General features: G+C 44.0%; 13 protein-coding genes. 6 read left to right on the top strand and 7 right to left on the bottom strand.

Annotation, left to right across the window (positions count from 1 at the left end; genetic code table 11):
• Positions 1 to 78 precede the first annotated feature (78 nt).
• Positions 79 to 1308, top strand: coding sequence for a dicarboxylate/amino acid:cation symporter (locus LC036_RS01730; protein WP_226577351.1), 1230 nt, complete (start codon positions 79 to 81; stop codon positions 1306 to 1308).
• Positions 1309 to 1346: 38 nt separating this feature from the next.
• On the opposite strand, the gene dacB is transcribed toward LC036_RS01730, so the two are convergent.
• Both dacB and LC036_RS01720 read right to left on the bottom strand, forming a co-directional pair.
• A complete protein-coding gene (dacB, locus tag LC036_RS01725; protein ID WP_226577348.1) occupies positions 1347 to 2843 on the bottom strand; it encodes a D-alanyl-D-alanine carboxypeptidase/D-alanyl-D-alanine-endopeptidase in 1497 nt (498 codons plus the stop codon).
• 174 nt (positions 2844 to 3017) lie between these two features.
• The gene (locus tag LC036_RS01720; RefSeq protein ID WP_226577346.1) at positions 3018 to 3536 is read right to left on the bottom strand and encodes a GrpB family protein; all 519 of its coding nucleotides are present in this window, start codon (positions 3534 to 3536) and stop codon (positions 3018 to 3020) included.
• Between the two features lie 635 nt (positions 3537 to 4171).
• On the opposite strand from LC036_RS01720, the gene LC036_RS01715 reads away from it, so the two are divergent.
• Positions 4172 to 4840: a type 1 glutamine amidotransferase domain-containing protein gene (locus LC036_RS01715; protein WP_226577343.1), complete on the top strand. Its 669-nt coding sequence runs from the start codon at positions 4172 to 4174 to the stop codon at positions 4838 to 4840.
• 73 nt (positions 4841 to 4913) lie between these two features.
• Here the strand turns inward: LC036_RS01715 and LC036_RS01710 are convergent, their stop codons facing one another.
• The 3 genes from LC036_RS01710 to LC036_RS01700 are packed head-to-tail and all read right to left on the bottom strand — an operon-like array spanning position 4914 to position 7672.
• Positions 4914 to 5567, bottom strand: a complete 654-nt coding sequence (locus tag LC036_RS01710; protein ID WP_226577340.1) for a response regulator — start codon at positions 5565 to 5567, stop codon at positions 4914 to 4916.
• A 4-nt stretch (positions 5568 to 5571) separates the two neighbouring features.
• Positions 5572 to 7149 (bottom strand): GAF domain-containing sensor histidine kinase, encoded by a 1578-nt coding sequence (locus tag LC036_RS01705; protein ID WP_226577338.1) that lies wholly within the window; start codon positions 7147 to 7149, stop codon positions 5572 to 5574.
• Positions 7150 to 7162: 13 nt separating this feature from the next.
• Positions 7163 to 7672, bottom strand: coding sequence for an NADPH-dependent FMN reductase (locus tag LC036_RS01700; RefSeq protein ID WP_226577335.1), 510 nt, complete (start codon positions 7670 to 7672; stop codon positions 7163 to 7165).
• A 157-nt stretch (positions 7673 to 7829) separates the two neighbouring features.
• On the opposite strand from LC036_RS01700, the gene LC036_RS01695 reads away from it, so the two are divergent.
• Both LC036_RS01695 and LC036_RS01690 read left to right on the top strand, forming a co-directional pair.
• Positions 7830 to 8300 carry a potassium channel family protein gene (locus LC036_RS01695; RefSeq protein ID WP_226577333.1) on the top strand — a complete coding sequence of 157 codons (471 nt, stop codon included), beginning with the start codon at positions 7830 to 7832 and terminating at the stop codon, positions 8298 to 8300.
• Positions 8297 to 9193, top strand: coding sequence for a metallophosphoesterase (locus LC036_RS01690; protein ID WP_226577330.1), 897 nt, complete (start codon positions 8297 to 8299; stop codon positions 9191 to 9193). The genes LC036_RS01695 and LC036_RS01690 overlap by 4 nt, the downstream gene beginning before the upstream one ends.
• 168 nt (positions 9194 to 9361) lie before the next feature.
• Here LC036_RS01690 and LC036_RS01685 read toward each other — a convergent pair whose 3' ends face one another.
• Positions 9362 to 10180, bottom strand: coding sequence for a helix-turn-helix domain-containing protein (locus LC036_RS01685; RefSeq protein WP_226577327.1), 819 nt, complete (start codon positions 10178 to 10180; stop codon positions 9362 to 9364).
• Positions 10181 to 10294: 114 nt separating this feature from the next.
• Here LC036_RS01685 and LC036_RS01680 point away from each other — a divergent pair, with 114 nt between their 5' ends.
• Positions 10295 to 11485, top strand: a complete 1191-nt coding sequence (locus tag LC036_RS01680) for an MFS transporter (RefSeq protein WP_226577325.1) — start codon at positions 10295 to 10297, stop codon at positions 11483 to 11485.
• Positions 11486 to 12403: 918 nt separating this feature from the next.
• A complete protein-coding gene (locus LC036_RS01675; RefSeq protein ID WP_226577322.1) occupies positions 12404 to 12583 on the top strand; it encodes a hypothetical protein in 180 nt (59 codons plus the stop codon).
• 80 nt (positions 12584 to 12663) lie between these two features.
• On the opposite strand, the gene LC036_RS01670 is transcribed toward LC036_RS01675, so the two are convergent.
• Positions 12664 to 16071 carry a hypothetical protein gene (locus LC036_RS01670; protein ID WP_226577319.1) on the bottom strand — a complete coding sequence of 1136 codons (3408 nt, stop codon included), beginning with the start codon at positions 16069 to 16071 and terminating at the stop codon, positions 12664 to 12666.
• Between the last annotated feature and the right edge of the window lie 19 nt (positions 16072 to 16090).

The following is a 16090-nucleotide window of genomic DNA, read 5'->3' as shown; positions in this document are numbered from 1 at the left end:
AAAAGAAAATTAAGACTTCTAAGGAACCTGTCTAATTCCTGTTACAATAGAAGTTATGACTAAAAAAGGAGTGAAAACATGAAAAGAATCTGGCATTTATACAAACATTCTTCTTTCCTTTTAAAAATGACCATCGGCTTTTTACTTGGAATAACGGCAGGGGTGGTGTTTGGTGCCCAAATGGATATTGTGAAACCACTGGGTACGATCTTAATCAACCTGCTGAACTTAATTGCGGTTCCAGTTATTTTCCTGACCGTTGTTCTGGCCATTAATCAAATGGATCCGAAACACCTTGGACGACTAGGTGGGAAACTGCTCATCTACTACGGGCTGACGACAGCCGCTGCGGTTCTCATCGGAGTAGCTCTTTCCTTATGGATCAATCCTGGTGCCGGGCTGAGCCTGCCTGATGCGCAGGTAGAAAAACCAGAAACCCCCGGATTCTCTGATGTTTTATTAAACATCGTACCGGACAATTTATTCCAGGCATTTTCTTCCGGGCAGCTTATGGGCATTTTGTTTCTTGCTGTCATCATTGGTTTGACTATGGCTAAGATGCGTTTTTCAGACAAAACAGAGCTTCAGGAGTCAGGCGAAAGGCTTCACCGTCTGTTTTCGGCTGCTAATGATCTATTTTTCCTTTTACTGCAGGGGATTCTTCTTTACGCACCGATTGGGATCTTTGCGATCGGCGCATCTTCCTTTGGGAATCAAGGATGGCAGACATTTCAGTCCCTGCTTGCGTTTACCGGCGTCTTTTACCTTGGAGTCTTAGTGTTGTGGGTGGTTATTTACACATCGTTCCTTAAATATGCGAAGTTCAGCATTAAGGATTTCTTTACAAATACCAAAGAAGCTTATTTTACAGCATTCTTCACATCCAGCAGTATTGCTTCTCTACCTGTCGCGATGGAATCAGCGAAAAAAGCTGGGATATCGGAGAAAACCTCTCAATTTTCCCTGCCAATCGGGGCTGTCTTCAATTCAGATGGCGGAGCATTGAGAATGGGTGTTTCGATTGTATTTGCTGCGAACGTAACCGGACTCGATTTATCCGCTATGGATTTTATCACGATCGTCATTATCGGCACCCTTCTTTCCATAGGAACAGCCGGCATTCCGGCGGCCGGTCTCGTGACCCTGGCTGCTGTTTTGACTATGTTCAACCTGCCTCTTGAGATCGTTGCTTTGATCGCAGGTGTGGATGTCTTGATCGGCATGGCCGGGACAGCTTCCAACGTTCTCGGTGACATCGTCGGTTCAGCTGTTGTCGACCGAAAAGAAGACAATAAAGCTGCTTCCTAAAACAAAAAGGCGGACTTGTTTTACCATGTCCGCCTTTTTTATTTATCTCCTTTACCATAACGATGTTCCGCCAGGGTCACAGCAATCTGATCTTCTATGTCTTTGATATCTTCGTCTAAGTAATTGTTCAGGATAATAGAGAAGATCAATCTTACACCATCTTTCGTCGTCACAAACCCGGACAAAGAGGAAACACCTGTCAAGGAGCCTGTCTTCGCCTGTACGTTCCCTTCTGCCGCTGTTTCGTGCATCCGTAAGCGCAGCGTACCGCCGGTTAACCGTTCCTTTTCGCCGGCAACAGGGAGGGAATTTATATAAGTATGAAACCAGGCTTTATTTTGAATCTGGAACAAAAGTTCAGATATCTCATGAGCTGGAACCATCGTTACATGTGAAATCCCCGATCCGTCTCTAAGAAAAAGAGTTTTGGTATTGATGCCCGTGCCCCTTAAATAGTCTTCGACAACTTCCAACCCTTTCTCCCAGCTTCCCTCACCATAAACAACTTTTCCCATCTCCTTTACGAGCCCTTCCGCATGGCCGTTGTTGCTCAGTTTCATAAACGGAATAAACAAATCTTGAAGCGGCATGGAATTGTAGCTGATCAGTCTCTCAGCTGTGTCCGGCACGCGTCTGTTTCCCACTTTCCCGCCATTCACTTTAATGCCCTGTTCTATAAGCGAATCATGGAAGAGGCTTAAAGCGAGCCCGGTCGGTTCAGATACCGACACCCATTCCCTGAAGCGCCTGCTCTCAATAGGTATCGTACCTTCTACAACGATTTCATTCGTTCCGTGCTTTCGTGTAAGTATAATGTCCTCTTCACCTTCTGCATTAATTGTCTCACTATGATTGATGATTTCAACATAATCTGTATCCGGGATCACTTCGATCCGGGCGGGTTCCCCTTCATTTGTGGGATAAACAGCTACGATCACTGTCCCCGGATCATAATCTTTATTAGGTGAAACGGTCAGCGCGGAAATTTGTGCACCATACCAGTACGTTTCATCCTTCCAAGTGAGATCTTCCGACAGCCGTTCGTCATCATACCACGTGTCGTCTGCGATCAAATTTCCAGTCACTTCAAGAATACCCTGATTTTTAAGGCGCTCAGCTATTTTATTCAAGTCTTCCACTTGTAATGTTGGATCTCCTTTACCTTTAAGATATAGATCCCCGTGCAGTTTTTGACCTTTCATAACACCGTCAGTCCACACTTCTGTAGCAAAGATATAATCAGCACCCAGCGTCTCAAGAGCAGCAGCACCGGTTAAAAGCTTCATATTAGAAGCCGGCTTGAGCCTTAAGCTGGCATTCTTTTCATAAATTACTTCCCCCGTTTCGGCCAGGCGGACACTTACTCCCGCAAGTGCACCATCCAGCTTTTGATCCGCTAAGATCTCATCCAGTTGACTGGACAATGCAGGAATATCTTTTTCCTGATCCTCTTTAACGTCCTGAGGAGGCAGCAAAAACAGCACCAGTGATATCAAAAAAGGGACAGCCAGATGGATTCCTTTATGAACATTCACAGTATGGGCCTCCTTATCCTAATTGATATCTGCCACTATTAATCTTTGCCTTTCCCATTTCTCCACCAGCCAGTAACTCTATCCACCCTTGAAACCACCGCACGTTCATTATGTAATACAGGTTCTTATATCATCCATGGTTTGCTTTATTCTTTCCTTTATACCCTGAGCCATTCAGCCATCTTTGTTAAACCATTCCAGCGCCTTCGTTTGAATTACTGAAACAAGTTGGTTCTTTCCTTCTATGTATGACTCTATGTCATAAGGATACCGTTCAGCCAACTCTCGTTTCACCCTTGCATACTGATTACGGTCTGAGGGGTGATTCCGTAGATAATCCCGAAAAGCGAGATGCCTCGTAATTTCATCATTCCCTTGTTCAAACACATGAACGTGATGGGTCCGGTCCTCTCCACCTTTTAAGAAAAAACGACGGCCGGGCAGACCATTTTCACCCCTGGCTTCATATCCAAGTGCGCGCATGTTTTCATTGTAACCATCCACACGCCCGATTTCCTTAACAACAGGCAGAATGTCGATTACAGGCTTCGCACTTAAACCACTCACAGACGTACTCCCGATATGGTGAATCGCGACAAGTTGAGACTGAAACAAAGAAGACAGCTTTTTCTTTTCCTCCTCAAATAAATCAATCCATTTTTCATCATAAGGCCTGACCTCTACCCTTCTCATAAAACCCCTCCTTCGTTTTCACTTAAATTTGAAATGTAAATGTTAATTCTAATACAAATAAATATGTAATGAGAGTTATTGATTTCTTCTCCTAGTTGATCCTTTAGTGAGGCTTCTTTTATTAAACTTACTCTCTAAAACCATGATCATTATCTTTTGGCAGATAGTAATAAATGCCCCTAAAATAAGGACAAAGATTAGTCTATCCCCATAGCTTGCAGAATTAAATATCAGGAGTAGACCTATTATGAAAATGAACAAACTTGATGTTGTCACAATGATCTTCATCCGCTTCAACAATGACATCCCCCTTTACTCTTCCTAAGATTTATTCTTTCATAGTCTAATCTGTCTGGTCCACCCATCTACAGAGTGCTCCTCCAATCCTGCATGAGAAGAAGCATGGCAAGTGTCCCACTGGAGAAGGGGATGGGCGGGACAATGAAGAGAGTGTAAACGACCGAGAAAGCCTACCTCTTTCCCCCGCAGGAAAGCGACCCCCTCTTATTTCGTCAAAATCAGATCCAAACCATGGCTCCATGTTTATTTTAACGCTCCTTGAGCAAACTATTTTTGTTCAAGCGGAAATAGGTGTATAACTGACAGTGCACCATTTTTCTATAGGAGGGAACAACATGAGTAAACGTGTATTAATGGTTGTAACAAACCACACAAAAATCACCGATGACCATAAAACAGGGCTTTGGCTTGAGGAATATGCCGTCCCTTACAACGCTTTTAAAGAGCAGGGCTATGATGTGAAAGTCACAAGCATCCAAGGCGGCGAAGTACCTCTTGATCCAAACAGTATTCCTGAAGAAGAAGTAAAAGAATGGGCAGAAGCAAGCGAAAAATTAAAAGATACCGCCCAATTGTCTAAAGAAGACGCCAATGGATTTGACGGCATCTTCCTGCCAGGCGGACACGGAACAATGTTTGACTTCCCGGAAAATGAAACCCTGCAGTACGTTCTTAAGCAGCATGCCGAACAAGGAAACGTCATCGGCTCTGTCTGTCACGGTCCAAGCGGTCTTGTCTATGCGACGTATGAAGATGGAACTCCGATCGTGAGCGGAAAAAATGTGACAGGGTTCTCTGACTCTGAAGAAATCGCGATGAATCTGGATCAGCATATGCCGTTTATGCTTGAAACAGAGCTTAAGAATAAAGGCGGAAACTATACAAAAGGTGAAGACTGGACGCCTTATGCGGTCCGTGACGGCAACCTTGTCACAGGACAAAACCCAATGTCCAGTGAAAAAGCAGCAGAAAAAATGGTCGAAGCACTGAAAGAAAAAGAATAAACCTTTCAACTGCCTCAAAGCATATTAAATTCCCCCGCCTTCTGGAGGCGGGGGAGTTTTGTTTTAAGGTTCCTTACAATTCCGTCTCGAACAGCTTCTCTTTCATCGCATAGATGGCTGCCTGCGTCCGGTCATGGACATCGAGCTTACTTAAGATATTGCTGACATGGGTTTTTACGGTTTTTTCTGTTATGTAGAGGGCAGAAGAAATTTCTTTGTTGCTCTTCCCAAGAGTAATTTGATAAAGTACATCTTTTTCACGTTTCGTTAACTTAAAAGGCGTACCGGAATCCTTCTTCCCCTTTTCATTATTCATCTCAGATAAAAGCAGGCTGGTGGCTTTTGGATGCAGCAGTTTTTCCCCTTTATAAGCTGCACGAATTGTCTTTACCAATTCATCTGGGTCCATATCTTTTAATTGATACCCAGCAGCCCCTGCCTGAAGAGCAGGAATGACGTGTTCCTGATCGGAATAACTGGTCAGAACGACGACCTTTGCTTCAGAATCCTTCTCGAGAATTTTCTTCGTTGCCTCCACCCCATCCATCACGGGCATCATCAAATCCATTAAAATGACATCCGGGCGGAGAGATTCTAAGTTCTCCAGTGCTTTTTTTCCGTTTTCCACTTCCCCGACCACCTCAATGTCAGGCTGTGTATTCAAGAAAAACTTCAATCCCCGCAGCACAACTAAATGATCATCCACAAGCATGACACGAATGTTCATGACATCACTCTCCTTTAAATTCAAAAGGAAGAAACACGCAGATGGTTGTTCCTTTCTTTTTCTCACTCTTCATTGTAAAACTCCCGCCGACTAACTCGGCCCGTTCTTTCATACTTGTCAGCCCAAGGGTCTTTTTCTTTTGATTCTTCTGCTCATCAAAGCCTTCCCCATCATCGCTGACCTCCATCCCGACGCCTTCCTCTGTTTCGTAAAGGTGAATCCGGGCTTCGTTTGATTGAGTATGCTTCTTAACATTATTTAAGGCTTCCTGACTGATGCGCCAGATCGTTTCTTCAATGGACTTCGGCCAGTCAGGGACTTCTGTCATATCAAAGGTGACGGAGAGGCCCAGATGTTCGCTATACTTTTTCATAGCTGTTACGACGCCTTCATCTATACCAACAGGGCGGAGCTGCCAGATCAAGGACCGCATTTCTTTCATAGAATTCTGAGACATTTGCAGCATCTCATCCAGAAGCTCACGGAGATCTTGATTTTCTTTTGGAATGATTTCCTTGGCCCCCCTTGCTGTCAGCGATAAGGAGAACAACGTTTGATTCACCGAATCATGCAAGTCACGGGCGAGACGTTTTCTCTCTTCATGAAGAAGAATTTCCTGGCGGCGTTCCTGCAGGCGGATGCTTTCAAAGACGAGAGAGACATTGCGCGAAAGAGCATCAACCATTTCTAGATCCACAGAATGATAGGCCTCATTTTCAGGTGCAGCCATCACCATAACACCAAGTGGTTCTCCCTTTGATAAAACAGGAGTAAAGATTACTTTTTGATCTGAGGATACGAGCTGCTTCTGCTGATTAAATGCCTTAGTAATGTCCGTATCGTCGTCCAAAGACAAAGAACCCGCTGACTCTTCTTTATTAAATGAGGCCTTTAGTCGTAAAGCATTTCCTTCTTTCACATACAAGTCAGCCCATGACCATTGGAAAACTTCGCCCCCTTTGTGAACGATGGTTTTTGCAAGCGTTTCGATGTCCTGAGTTTTCCCTATGTGTCGGACGAATGTATTTAACCGCTCATAACTTTCAGCCCTCTTTTGTTCTTCCCAATACAGCCGTGTACGTTTGACTGCTGTCCCAATTTGAAACGCTATGGACTGAAGCAGCGTCAATTCTTCTTTTGAAAACGTTTCTTTATGAGGAGAAGCAACATTAATGAGTCCAAAAAACTCTTCCCCGTCCCCGAGCGGCACCGTCGCATGGTGGGTAATCCCTTCTGTGTCGCCCCAGTCATATTGAATGGCATCATTCAGCCGCTTGCATTCGATAATGTTGACAGGCTCATTTAGATTTCCGTTCCAGTATCGGTTTAGACAGTGGCACCCCCCTTGGCACATCGGCTGTTTGTTTCCCCAGCTCAAAGCGGGGGGAAGACCGTATTCAGCGATCAACGTAAAGTCCGGTTTCTCATGAACTAAAAAAATCCACCCGCTTTCAAGTTTTGTCAGCTTCAGCAGCTTTTCAAGAACATCCTGCAGCATCTGCTCCTCATCATTACATCGATTAAGTGTTTCCGCGATGACTTTCAGAATCGTTAACTCTTCTACTCGATCATATGCACTCATCTGTTCACCTCATCTATATGGCATGCTTTACAAACAAATAGGTTTGAAACTCCTCTAAAATTCTTACCAGTCTACCTTCTGCGTTCACTCCATGTTTGCTGAAATCGGCAGGGTCAAAGACCATTTGATCGGGTATAACCATGGCATTTAAGCCTCTTCCTACTGTACGCATTTGATTAATTGCGTTCATTCCACCCTTTCCGCCTCCGGAAACCGCTAACAAGAGAGTCGGCTTCCGCTTAAAATGTCCAGCACCGAGAAACTCCAATGCATTCTTCAAGGCACCGCTCATTCCATTATGGTATTCCGGGGATACCCATACAAATGCGTCCGCTTCTTCTGCTGTTTTTCTAAGCTCCTGAACAGCGGGATGCTGATCTTGTTCTGTTTCTCCGTCAAACAGGGGCAGCTTTAATTGACTTAAATCAACCAGCTCGGCCTGCAGCCTTTCTGCTACTTCCTTGGCAGCTACTCTCGTTCTTCCTTGTTTTCTTGGTGTACCGCTGATTACAACAATTGTCATTTCCATAACCTCCTATATACCACTAGGTTACGTCAAAGACGGGGAAATGGAATCAGAGGAAGGAACCAACAACCCCTACATCTATAGACCGAAAACAAATGTTCGTATTTTTAGATTAGGAGAAAATCACACGTTTATCTCCTGTTTTCAATTGGGAATGGTACTTCATATTACAAGAGTAGGTGATGGAATGGTCAACGCTTTAGTGGTAGTTACACTTATATTTATTTGTATCAACCTTATTTATTTCTTTCGTAATCAAACGTATCGACAGAGCTACTTCAGTACAGCTCTCTTCTTCAAACTTTTTATTGTTATGACAAGCGTGTTAGTTGGATTCGGTGTTCTTTATTACCTTCTTTCATTAAAGGATGTCGTTCTTATTACGAGCCTTTCTTCTCGTAAACCGATAGCCCCTGATTTTCTCGACCTTCTTTACTTTAGTGGAGAAACCCTCTTCAGCGTCGGGTATGGGGATATGCTGCCAATCGGAGTGACCCGGCTTTTTGCATTACTTGAATCCATGATCGGGATTCTGCTCCCGACCGCTTATTTTATGAAGGCTTTGGATGTATCCAAAAACCAACAGAATCAACCCATACGTAGCCAAGGAGAGGATGAAGAATGAAGAAAATAATGAAAAAATCTGCCATCTTTATAGGGGTGGTAATTGTAATCTTGCTGATCTGGGGATTGTTTGAACCCTATCAGGTGGATGTAGAAGAAGAAACTGCTCCAATCGATAACCTACCGGATAAATGGGAAGGGAAAGAGATTGCCGTCATGGGTGACTTTCAAGTCGGCATGTGGATGGACAATGCCTCTAACCTCTCTGATGTTGTGGACACACTGATTAAGCGTGATCCCGAAGCAGTTCTTTTACTGGGCGATTATGTCTATCACTCCACAGACAACCATCAGGAAGAAATGGACAAAGTCGCTGAATACTTACGTCCTTTAACCGAAACGGATATTCCGGTTTTCGCCGTAAAGGGAAATCATGATTACGGGATGAGCAGTAAAAAGAAAGAACCAAACATGGAAACCGCTCAACGTGTGGATGAAACACTCCAAGAGTTAGGTGTGGAAATGCTCCACAATAAATCGGTCCCTCTTCAATTGAATGATAACTCTAAGTCACCTTTATACTTAACAGGGATCGGCGCGAATTGGCCGGATGAAGCGGAAGTCGCGACAGCCTTTCAGCAGGTTCCAGACTCTGCCCCTCGTTTTGTCTTTATGCATAATCCGGAAACATTTAACAACATTCCAGAAGAAAAAGCACCTGTTTCAACCGCCGGACACTCGCACGGGGGTCAGATCCGTATTCCCTTCACTCCCCACTGGTCATGGAAAGACCTGCTGCCATCCGATGAGGCTCATGTCGATGGATGGGTGACGGACAGCTATGGATCAGACGGTAATGAACTGTATGTAAACCGGGGGATTGGGTTAAGTATTGTGCCTATACGAATTAACAACCCTCCGGAAATTACAGTCTTCCAGCTGAAAGCTGAATAACATCACTTTACGGGATAAGGGACGGACCTATGTCGAGAGTATTGGTGATTGAATAAGGGGTTTCGGGGAAGTGATTTCTTTCCCGAAGCCCCTTATTACTAAACCAGGCCTTCGAGGATCCCGCGACTTGCTTTCTTCTGATCAGGAGTCGTTGAAAACCGAACCTTTTCAAATACACCGGTCCTTAACAAACTGAGTTGGGGTTTGTCCGTACCTTGCTTTAAAGGCTCGGTTGAACGTACTGATGGACTGATACCCGACAGAATAAGCGACATGAGTAATATCCCGGTGTCCTTTCTTTAGGAGCAGACCTGCTTTTTCCAGACGCACGAAATGCAGAAACTCCCTCGGGGTCTTTCCTACCTGTTTTGAAAAAGAACGATGAAGATGATATTTACTTACATTCAATTGGGAGGCAAGCCGTTCCAAGTCCATGTCCTCATCATAAAAAGTTTGGATATAATCTCTAGCTGCTTTTATAAGGGGTTCCGGAATCAGCTGTCTTTCCTTCGCCTTCTGCCATTCCTCTGTATGAGACCCTTTCATCTGATCAAGGATGACCCCTGTCAGTTCTTCTTCCAGTTTCATAGCCGCCTCCACCCCATCAAACGACGCTGTCTGAAACAGTGATCTTGCTTTTTTTAATAGAGATGGAGACCCAGGCTGCACAGGAGAAAAGTCAATGATCTCAGGCCTGCTTCCCGTGTAGGATTGATACGCTTTCTCCAACATAGTTTCATTGAAGCTGATCAGCATAATCCGCTTCCGGCCCTCTGCTGCTTCGTGCTGATGAATATCCCCCGGCGGTACGAGCAGCACCTCTTCGTCTTTAATCTTTGTCGGTTGATCATTATGAAAGGTTAATAGATCTCCCGATAGCGGCACACTGATCTGATAGTGGTTATGAGTGTGCCTCTCATCCGCTTCCCCTCTCTCTAAATCAAAGGTCAGAACACCTGTATGTTCAAGGTCAAGTCTCATTTCCATCGTAAAGCTTCCTTTCGCAAGATCTGCTCATCGTCAAGCAAGCATTGAGTAGTTCCCATGGTTATATCTCCCTTACACTATTTTTATTCTGCAGCACAAAGGAGATGTAGCTCTATGAGAAAGTACTTTAAGCAGTTCCCTCTGGTCGTATGGATACAAGCCGAAGGACATGCGCTCACCTCATTTATATCGATCATTCTTCTACCCTTTTTAACTCTGTATATGTATGACCAATTTGAAAATAACCTGATTGTCACAACTCTCATAATCGGCGTTCAACCCTTCACAGAAATTCTGTTTACTTTTTTATTGGGCGGATGGATCGACCGGTTTGGACGCCGCTCTGTAATGCTCGGTTCCCTTCTCTTTCAGCTTGGAGCTATGATTGGTTTTATTTTCGCCTCATCCATTTGGGCATTTCTATTCTTTCTTTTTATTAATGGCCTTGGTCGTTTCGTTTACATCCCGGCTGCCAGAGCTCAAATCTCAGATACTATCCATCATGAAAAACAATCAGAAACGTTCGCCCTGCTCAACACAGCCTCAAGCATCGGCGCTCTGGGAGGACCGCTCTTGGGAGCTTTTCTTTTTCAATACAATGAAAAACTTCTATTTGCTTGGATGGCCCTGCTGATTCTTATTTATACTCTCATCTGCTTACGATGGCTGCCTGAATCAAAGCCTGCAGGGGTTAAAAAAGAAGTAAAAAAACAAAACTCCACAGGTTACAAAAAACTCGGATGGCTGGCTTGCGGCATGCTTCCGCTCAGCCTTTTCCATGCGCAGATGGAAACAAACTGGCCTGTCTTCCTGAAAGAAAATATCGGCAATTACTTATTTTTATTCTCGTTATTAGAAACGATAGGGACCATCGTTTTCATTTTATTTGAAGTCGTACTCATTAACCGAACACAAAAATTCGCACGGAGACATGTGATTCTGGCCGGCTATTTGTTGTATGCGCTCGCTGCGATAGGTTTTGGATTTTCCTACCATTTGTCTGGTTTCATTTTATCACAGCTTCTGTTTTGTGTGGGGGCGATCTTAACACTCAACCACATGCAGACGACAGTAAGTTTACTGGCACCTGACGAAAACAAGGGAAGATACTTCGCTTTATTCGGATTACATTGGGACCTTTCCCGCTCCCTCGGCCCCTTATTAGGAGGTCTGTTATTATCTCAGTTTGGCGGGGAGGCTTTATTTTTGACCGTGACGATCCTCATACTCATAGGAGGACTAAGTCAGACCAAAGCGTTGAATCTCATGGACCCGGAACCAGATCGTTTAAAGGAAACAGGGTAACAAACGACGCCGTACAAACACGGTTTATAGAGTTTTCAGGGAGACAACATTATGAGTTTAAATAATAGAAGGAAGACCCTTACCTGGGTCTTCCTTCTTTAGGTTTAACCCTCCCAAAAAATCCAGTTGTTTCCATAAAAGTTTTAAGGATATAGGAATGAAAATTATTGGGACTAAGAAGATTCGTCATTTTTAATTCAGGAGGGTAAACAAAACCGCTCATCCCTTGTCCAATGAGCACTTAATTTGTCAGTATTTTTGTCTGAATTTTCCTATAAATCAACAATTATTAACGATATAATTGTCTTATAAAGTTATCCTAGAAAAAGATTTCACAGGGAGGTGGCAGCGATTTATATCCTCTGCAAGAATTTCAAAGGTAAAGTGGTAACCTTAAAGCATGCATCTTCCGATCGAGCCAAGTTATTCAAGAATCGGGCCCAGGCCGAATGCTTCGCAAATAAGATTAACTCCAACATCATCAATCACATCTACTGGGAAGTAAAAAGATTCGTCTAGTTCCTCTTTCTATTTGTGAAACTGCCCTCCTTTAACCGAAGGACGTCCTGTTCACTTTTCCTTCTCCTGCTAAATAATCACTCTATGTGAGACAACCAACCCTATTTATCTGAAACGATTCCCTACGGTTTTCTATCGTTTCAGAATAGTTCCAAGGAGATGGATTTACCTTTTAATTTATAGGCTGACAATGAATTCTGCCGACATCTTCATGCTAGAAAAATGCCCCGCATCCACCTCACAATTACCCTCCAGGACGCATCCCGCTTAAGCCGGGAGCTCCTCATACAGCATTTTCTCCCTTATCCCTTTGATTTCTAATTGAGAATACGTTATACTAGAAAACCTTCTCGAAATTCCGTGCTCTCCTCATGGAAAATGACTTATTAGGAGGAGATTATGTTACATTATCAAATTGGTCAGCTGATACAGGAAAGATGTACAAGCTGTTACCATAACAAGTTAAAGATTATTAAAGTGACTCCAAGAGAGTTTTCTGAAAAAGTCGCTTACAATATTTGGACACAATGTCCCGAATGCGGGATGAACGACCATAAGCTAACTCAAAAAGACGATTAAACCGCTTTTCATACCAATCATACCGGTACGGGAAGTTTCCAGACAAAAAGAACGTCATAGGCATCTATGACGTTCTTTTTTTAATCCCATTCTTTGAAAGACAACCATAAACGCTTGAGTTTTCTTTCAAACGGCTGGGAATCTTCGGACTGCTGCTTTTTCCATTCATTATAACTCGCTATGCCGATAAGCAGGACACCGGCAGTCAATAAATATACCCACCACGGAGCGCTTCCCCAGTAAGGTTTCGTCTGGTAAAGAACATTAAACACCAACACACCCATACCGACGAAAAAGTAGGACTTAATTTTCAACTGCATCCCCGCAACCATTGAAGCAAGCGATAAACCTCCAATTATCCACGCATCTAAAAGCGTATGACTTTGAATCGCGTCAACGACAAGATAAGCAGCAATAAACAGAAGAACAGCAGACTGAACGTGACTCATAATGGATGCATATGAGCTCCATGTACGTTTTTTCAAGTAGAATAATAATCCAAGCCCAGGAAGAGCCTGCAATTCTGCTTCCAGTAGGTCAGGGATCACCGGCTCGTAGTCTAGAAGAATAAAAAGATACGAAACATAGAAACAAAAGATGCCCGTAGAAATGAAGATTCTTGACGGCATATCCTGTCTCCATCCAGGAGCCGTTACCAGAAGCCAGACACCTACGAGTAAAACAGGAAGAATACGAATCCAGACATTCCCATCTCCTGATGTGAAGAAACTCATATACATCATATAGACGAGAGCAGACCAGGAATACGTGTCTATATCGAAGCTGCTTCCTATTAAATAAGGATGAAACACGCGCCCGGCCGCCATAAGCACAGCGCTGGAGACCAACAAAGAGAGAATCGTCACGGACTGCTCCCACGTCTGGCTCACTGCCCCGATAAGGGTAAGAATCATAAGCAGCGGGATAAAACGAGCTGCAGACCATTTTCTTTTGTGTAAAAAGAAAAGAATCAGACACGCGTAAGAAACGATGGGCACAAGTTCAACATTTGATATATTCTCCATCAGTATCATCATGTACAGACCGAGAATAGAAAACGGAATCCAATACCAGTCCAGGCGACGTTTCCATAAAGAAGAAAACAGGAACCACAGACCTGAGAGAATAAGACTGGTGAATAAAAAGGCGTATGGTTCTGATCCTGCCGGCCACATGTCATAGTAATCAGGAACAGTAAATACAAGGAAGAAAAATACGGTACAAGCTGCATAGAGCATCGCCTTGATTTCTGCTTCCCGTTGGGCTTTCCAGGCGCTGTATGAATACAGCGCAACTGGCACCAGCAGAAGAAGCGGATGTACCTTCTCCATTCCCATTTGATTCAATAAAAGAAGCAGCAAAAGAAATGGCTGGATGATATGAGCGAGCCAGTAAAAATAAGGACGCATACCGATCCACCTATTCTTTCCCCACTCCCCTGCCATCACCAGAAGAACAGGTGCAAACAACAGATAAACAAGGAACCAGTCAAACCGTTCAATCCCCAGCGGATCCACCATTGAAAAGTAAAAAGCCAGTGTGACAAGGGATACAACCCCCCATAAACTCGTATTTCCGGCCACACGCACCAACCAGTACGATACACCGATGCCGGTCAATAGAATCAGAGGACGGACAATCATAGGATCGACACCCGGATGATTGATAAGCAGGAGAATGGCAGTTAGATACGACCCTTGAGCGATATAAAACGTCGTGGATGCGAGATTCCTCTTGCCCCATTTTTTCAACATTAAGTGAACAGCTAGTAATAGAATCCCGGTCACTGCAAGGTGGAATGGAAACGCCAGCCCTTCCTCATAAGCTGGGATCCATGCCACGAGTGGCTCGTAAAAAAGTGCACCTGAAACAGCAAAAGCGCCAGGGTGCCCCCAGACAGCAGCCTTTTTCACGCTTTCCTCACGGGAGAATTGGCTGGCTGTATAAGCCAGTCCACCTAACACGAAAAACATAAACGAAGTTTCCCCATAAGCCCCTGCATAAAAGCTGTATGAGATACATCCGGCCATAACGACAAGGGCTGTGTAGAACGTGCTCTCCTTTACCGACCGCAAAATGCTTTTCCCTGCCCACATACCAGGAACAAGAGACACAAAGGATGCCAGAACGAACATCCATACAGACAGCCGGCCGGCCCCGATGAGTTCCCAAAGCTGCCACAGGCTGATAAAGAAAAAGACAGGTGTTAAATACTGAAATCCTGGATATCTTGTCACATGTGCAAGGAGAAGGTAATTGACGGTAATACCCACATAAGCCAAAAATAAAAGCCATGACCCCTCTTCTCCGCGAAGGAATAGACTTTCATAACTGATGTAAACAAATGCCAGGAACGAGACGATCCCGCTAATATAACGAAACAACTGATTGATACGGGAATGGTCTTTAAATACATAGGAAAGGCCTAAATATATAAAGCCCGTGACTGCATAAATAATGAGGTCCACCTGCTGCAGAGGGGAGTGCTCGACAAGCTGATAGGCCGCATAGACGACCATAACAGAAAAGACAAACTGATATTCTTTCGTTTGGTAGACAAACACCATAGCCATATAGATGCAGGCGGTCAACAACAGATTGAAGCTGTAAAACACTTCATTATCAAAGAAGAACAGCATGAGAAGAGTAGAAAGAACAAGGTTTCCCTGAGTGAACAAAGGCAGTTCTTTTGTAAACAATTTCAACGGCCCTGTTTTATGAGAACGAACGTAAAAAGTGATTAATCCAGCATTATAGACCATCATACCTAAATAGAAGGCATCTGTACCCAGGGGCAGTGATCCGAGTAAAAATCCTGCCGTAAGCGTCATAAAAATAAAAGAAACCCACACGTAGAATCTGGACTGATGAACGAGTGCATGTCTGAGATAGATCGGCAGGGATAATAAAGAACCAATCAGCCCGAGGATGTGCCTGCCTTCTCCCCAAAGCGAAAGGTAGTTTCCCAGCAGTTCAAAATAGCCGATCGCTACAATACCAATCGGAATCAACAAACTGCCTAGTGTTAAAAATGCAAAAGCGGTCTGATGAATGCGAAGAAAGCGCCCCGTCACATAACTCAGTCCGAAGAAAAACAGTGATACAAAGGCAATGGCAGCAACTTTAGCTCCCGCCCCCATTTGTTCCCACTGACTTGTCGCAATGATTAAACCCGTCAAAAGAAGCAGCGTCACGCCAAGAATTAAGGACCAGGTAATGTTCCGTTCACGGATTTGTTCTTTCGTTTTCACTTTCTTCTTCACTGGAGCAGACTTACTGACCTCTTTTGAAAAAGGTGCATCAGGAGGCACAGGCTCTTCACTTACTTCCGTCTCCCTTTCACGTAACGATTCTTGATCTACGATATAGGAACGATCGGCTTCCAAAGCCCGGAAATAGGTTTCGTTATTTATGTAGCCGCTTTTCCATAAGTGTTCCAGACGTTCCCTGAAGTGTTTCCCCTCTTTTTCATCCCATCTATCCTCCATCAAACCTCCCCTTTACCTT

Origin of the sequence: Halobacillus litoralis, from assembly GCF_020524025.1 — a bacterium.
Taxonomy (GTDB): Bacteria; Bacillota; Bacilli; order Bacillales; family Halobacillaceae; genus Halobacillus; species Halobacillus litoralis_D.
This window is presented reverse-complemented; position numbering and strand designations above follow the sequence as displayed.

Bases quoted from the DNA above. Each gene is read 5' to 3' on its own strand.
- LC036_RS01690 (WP_226577330.1), top strand. From the start codon at position 8,297: ATGAAGAAAATAATGAAAAAATCTGCCATCTTTATAGGGGTGGTAATT.
- LC036_RS01710 (WP_226577340.1), bottom strand. From the start codon at position 5,567: ATGAACATTCGTGTCATGCTTGTGGATGATCATTTAGTTGTGCTGCGG.
- LC036_RS01730 (WP_226577351.1), top strand. From the start codon at position 79: ATGAAAAGAATCTGGCATTTATACAAACATTCTTCTTTCCTTTTAAAA.
- LC036_RS01720 (WP_226577346.1), bottom strand. From the start codon at position 3,536: ATGAGAAGGGTAGAGGTCAGGCCTTATGATGAAAAATGGATTGATTTA.
- LC036_RS01695 (WP_226577333.1), top strand. From the start codon at position 7,830: ATGGTACTTCATATTACAAGAGTAGGTGATGGAATGGTCAACGCTTTA.
- LC036_RS01685 (WP_226577327.1), bottom strand. From the start codon at position 10,180: ATGGAAATGAGACTTGACCTTGAACATACAGGTGTTCTGACCTTTGAT.
- LC036_RS01675 (WP_226577322.1), top strand. From the start codon at position 12,404: ATGTTACATTATCAAATTGGTCAGCTGATACAGGAAAGATGTACAAGC.
- LC036_RS01670 (WP_226577319.1), bottom strand. From the start codon at position 16,071: ATGGAGGATAGATGGGATGAAAAAGAGGGGAAACACTTCAGGGAACGT.
- LC036_RS01705 (WP_226577338.1), bottom strand. From the start codon at position 7,149: ATGAGTGCATATGATCGAGTAGAAGAGTTAACGATTCTGAAAGTCATC.
- LC036_RS01700 (WP_226577335.1), bottom strand. From the start codon at position 7,672: ATGACAATTGTTGTAATCAGCGGTACACCAAGAAAACAAGGAAGAACG.
- LC036_RS01715 (WP_226577343.1), top strand. From the start codon at position 4,172: ATGAGTAAACGTGTATTAATGGTTGTAACAAACCACACAAAAATCACC.
- LC036_RS01680 (WP_226577325.1), top strand. From the start codon at position 10,295: ATGAGAAAGTACTTTAAGCAGTTCCCTCTGGTCGTATGGATACAAGCC.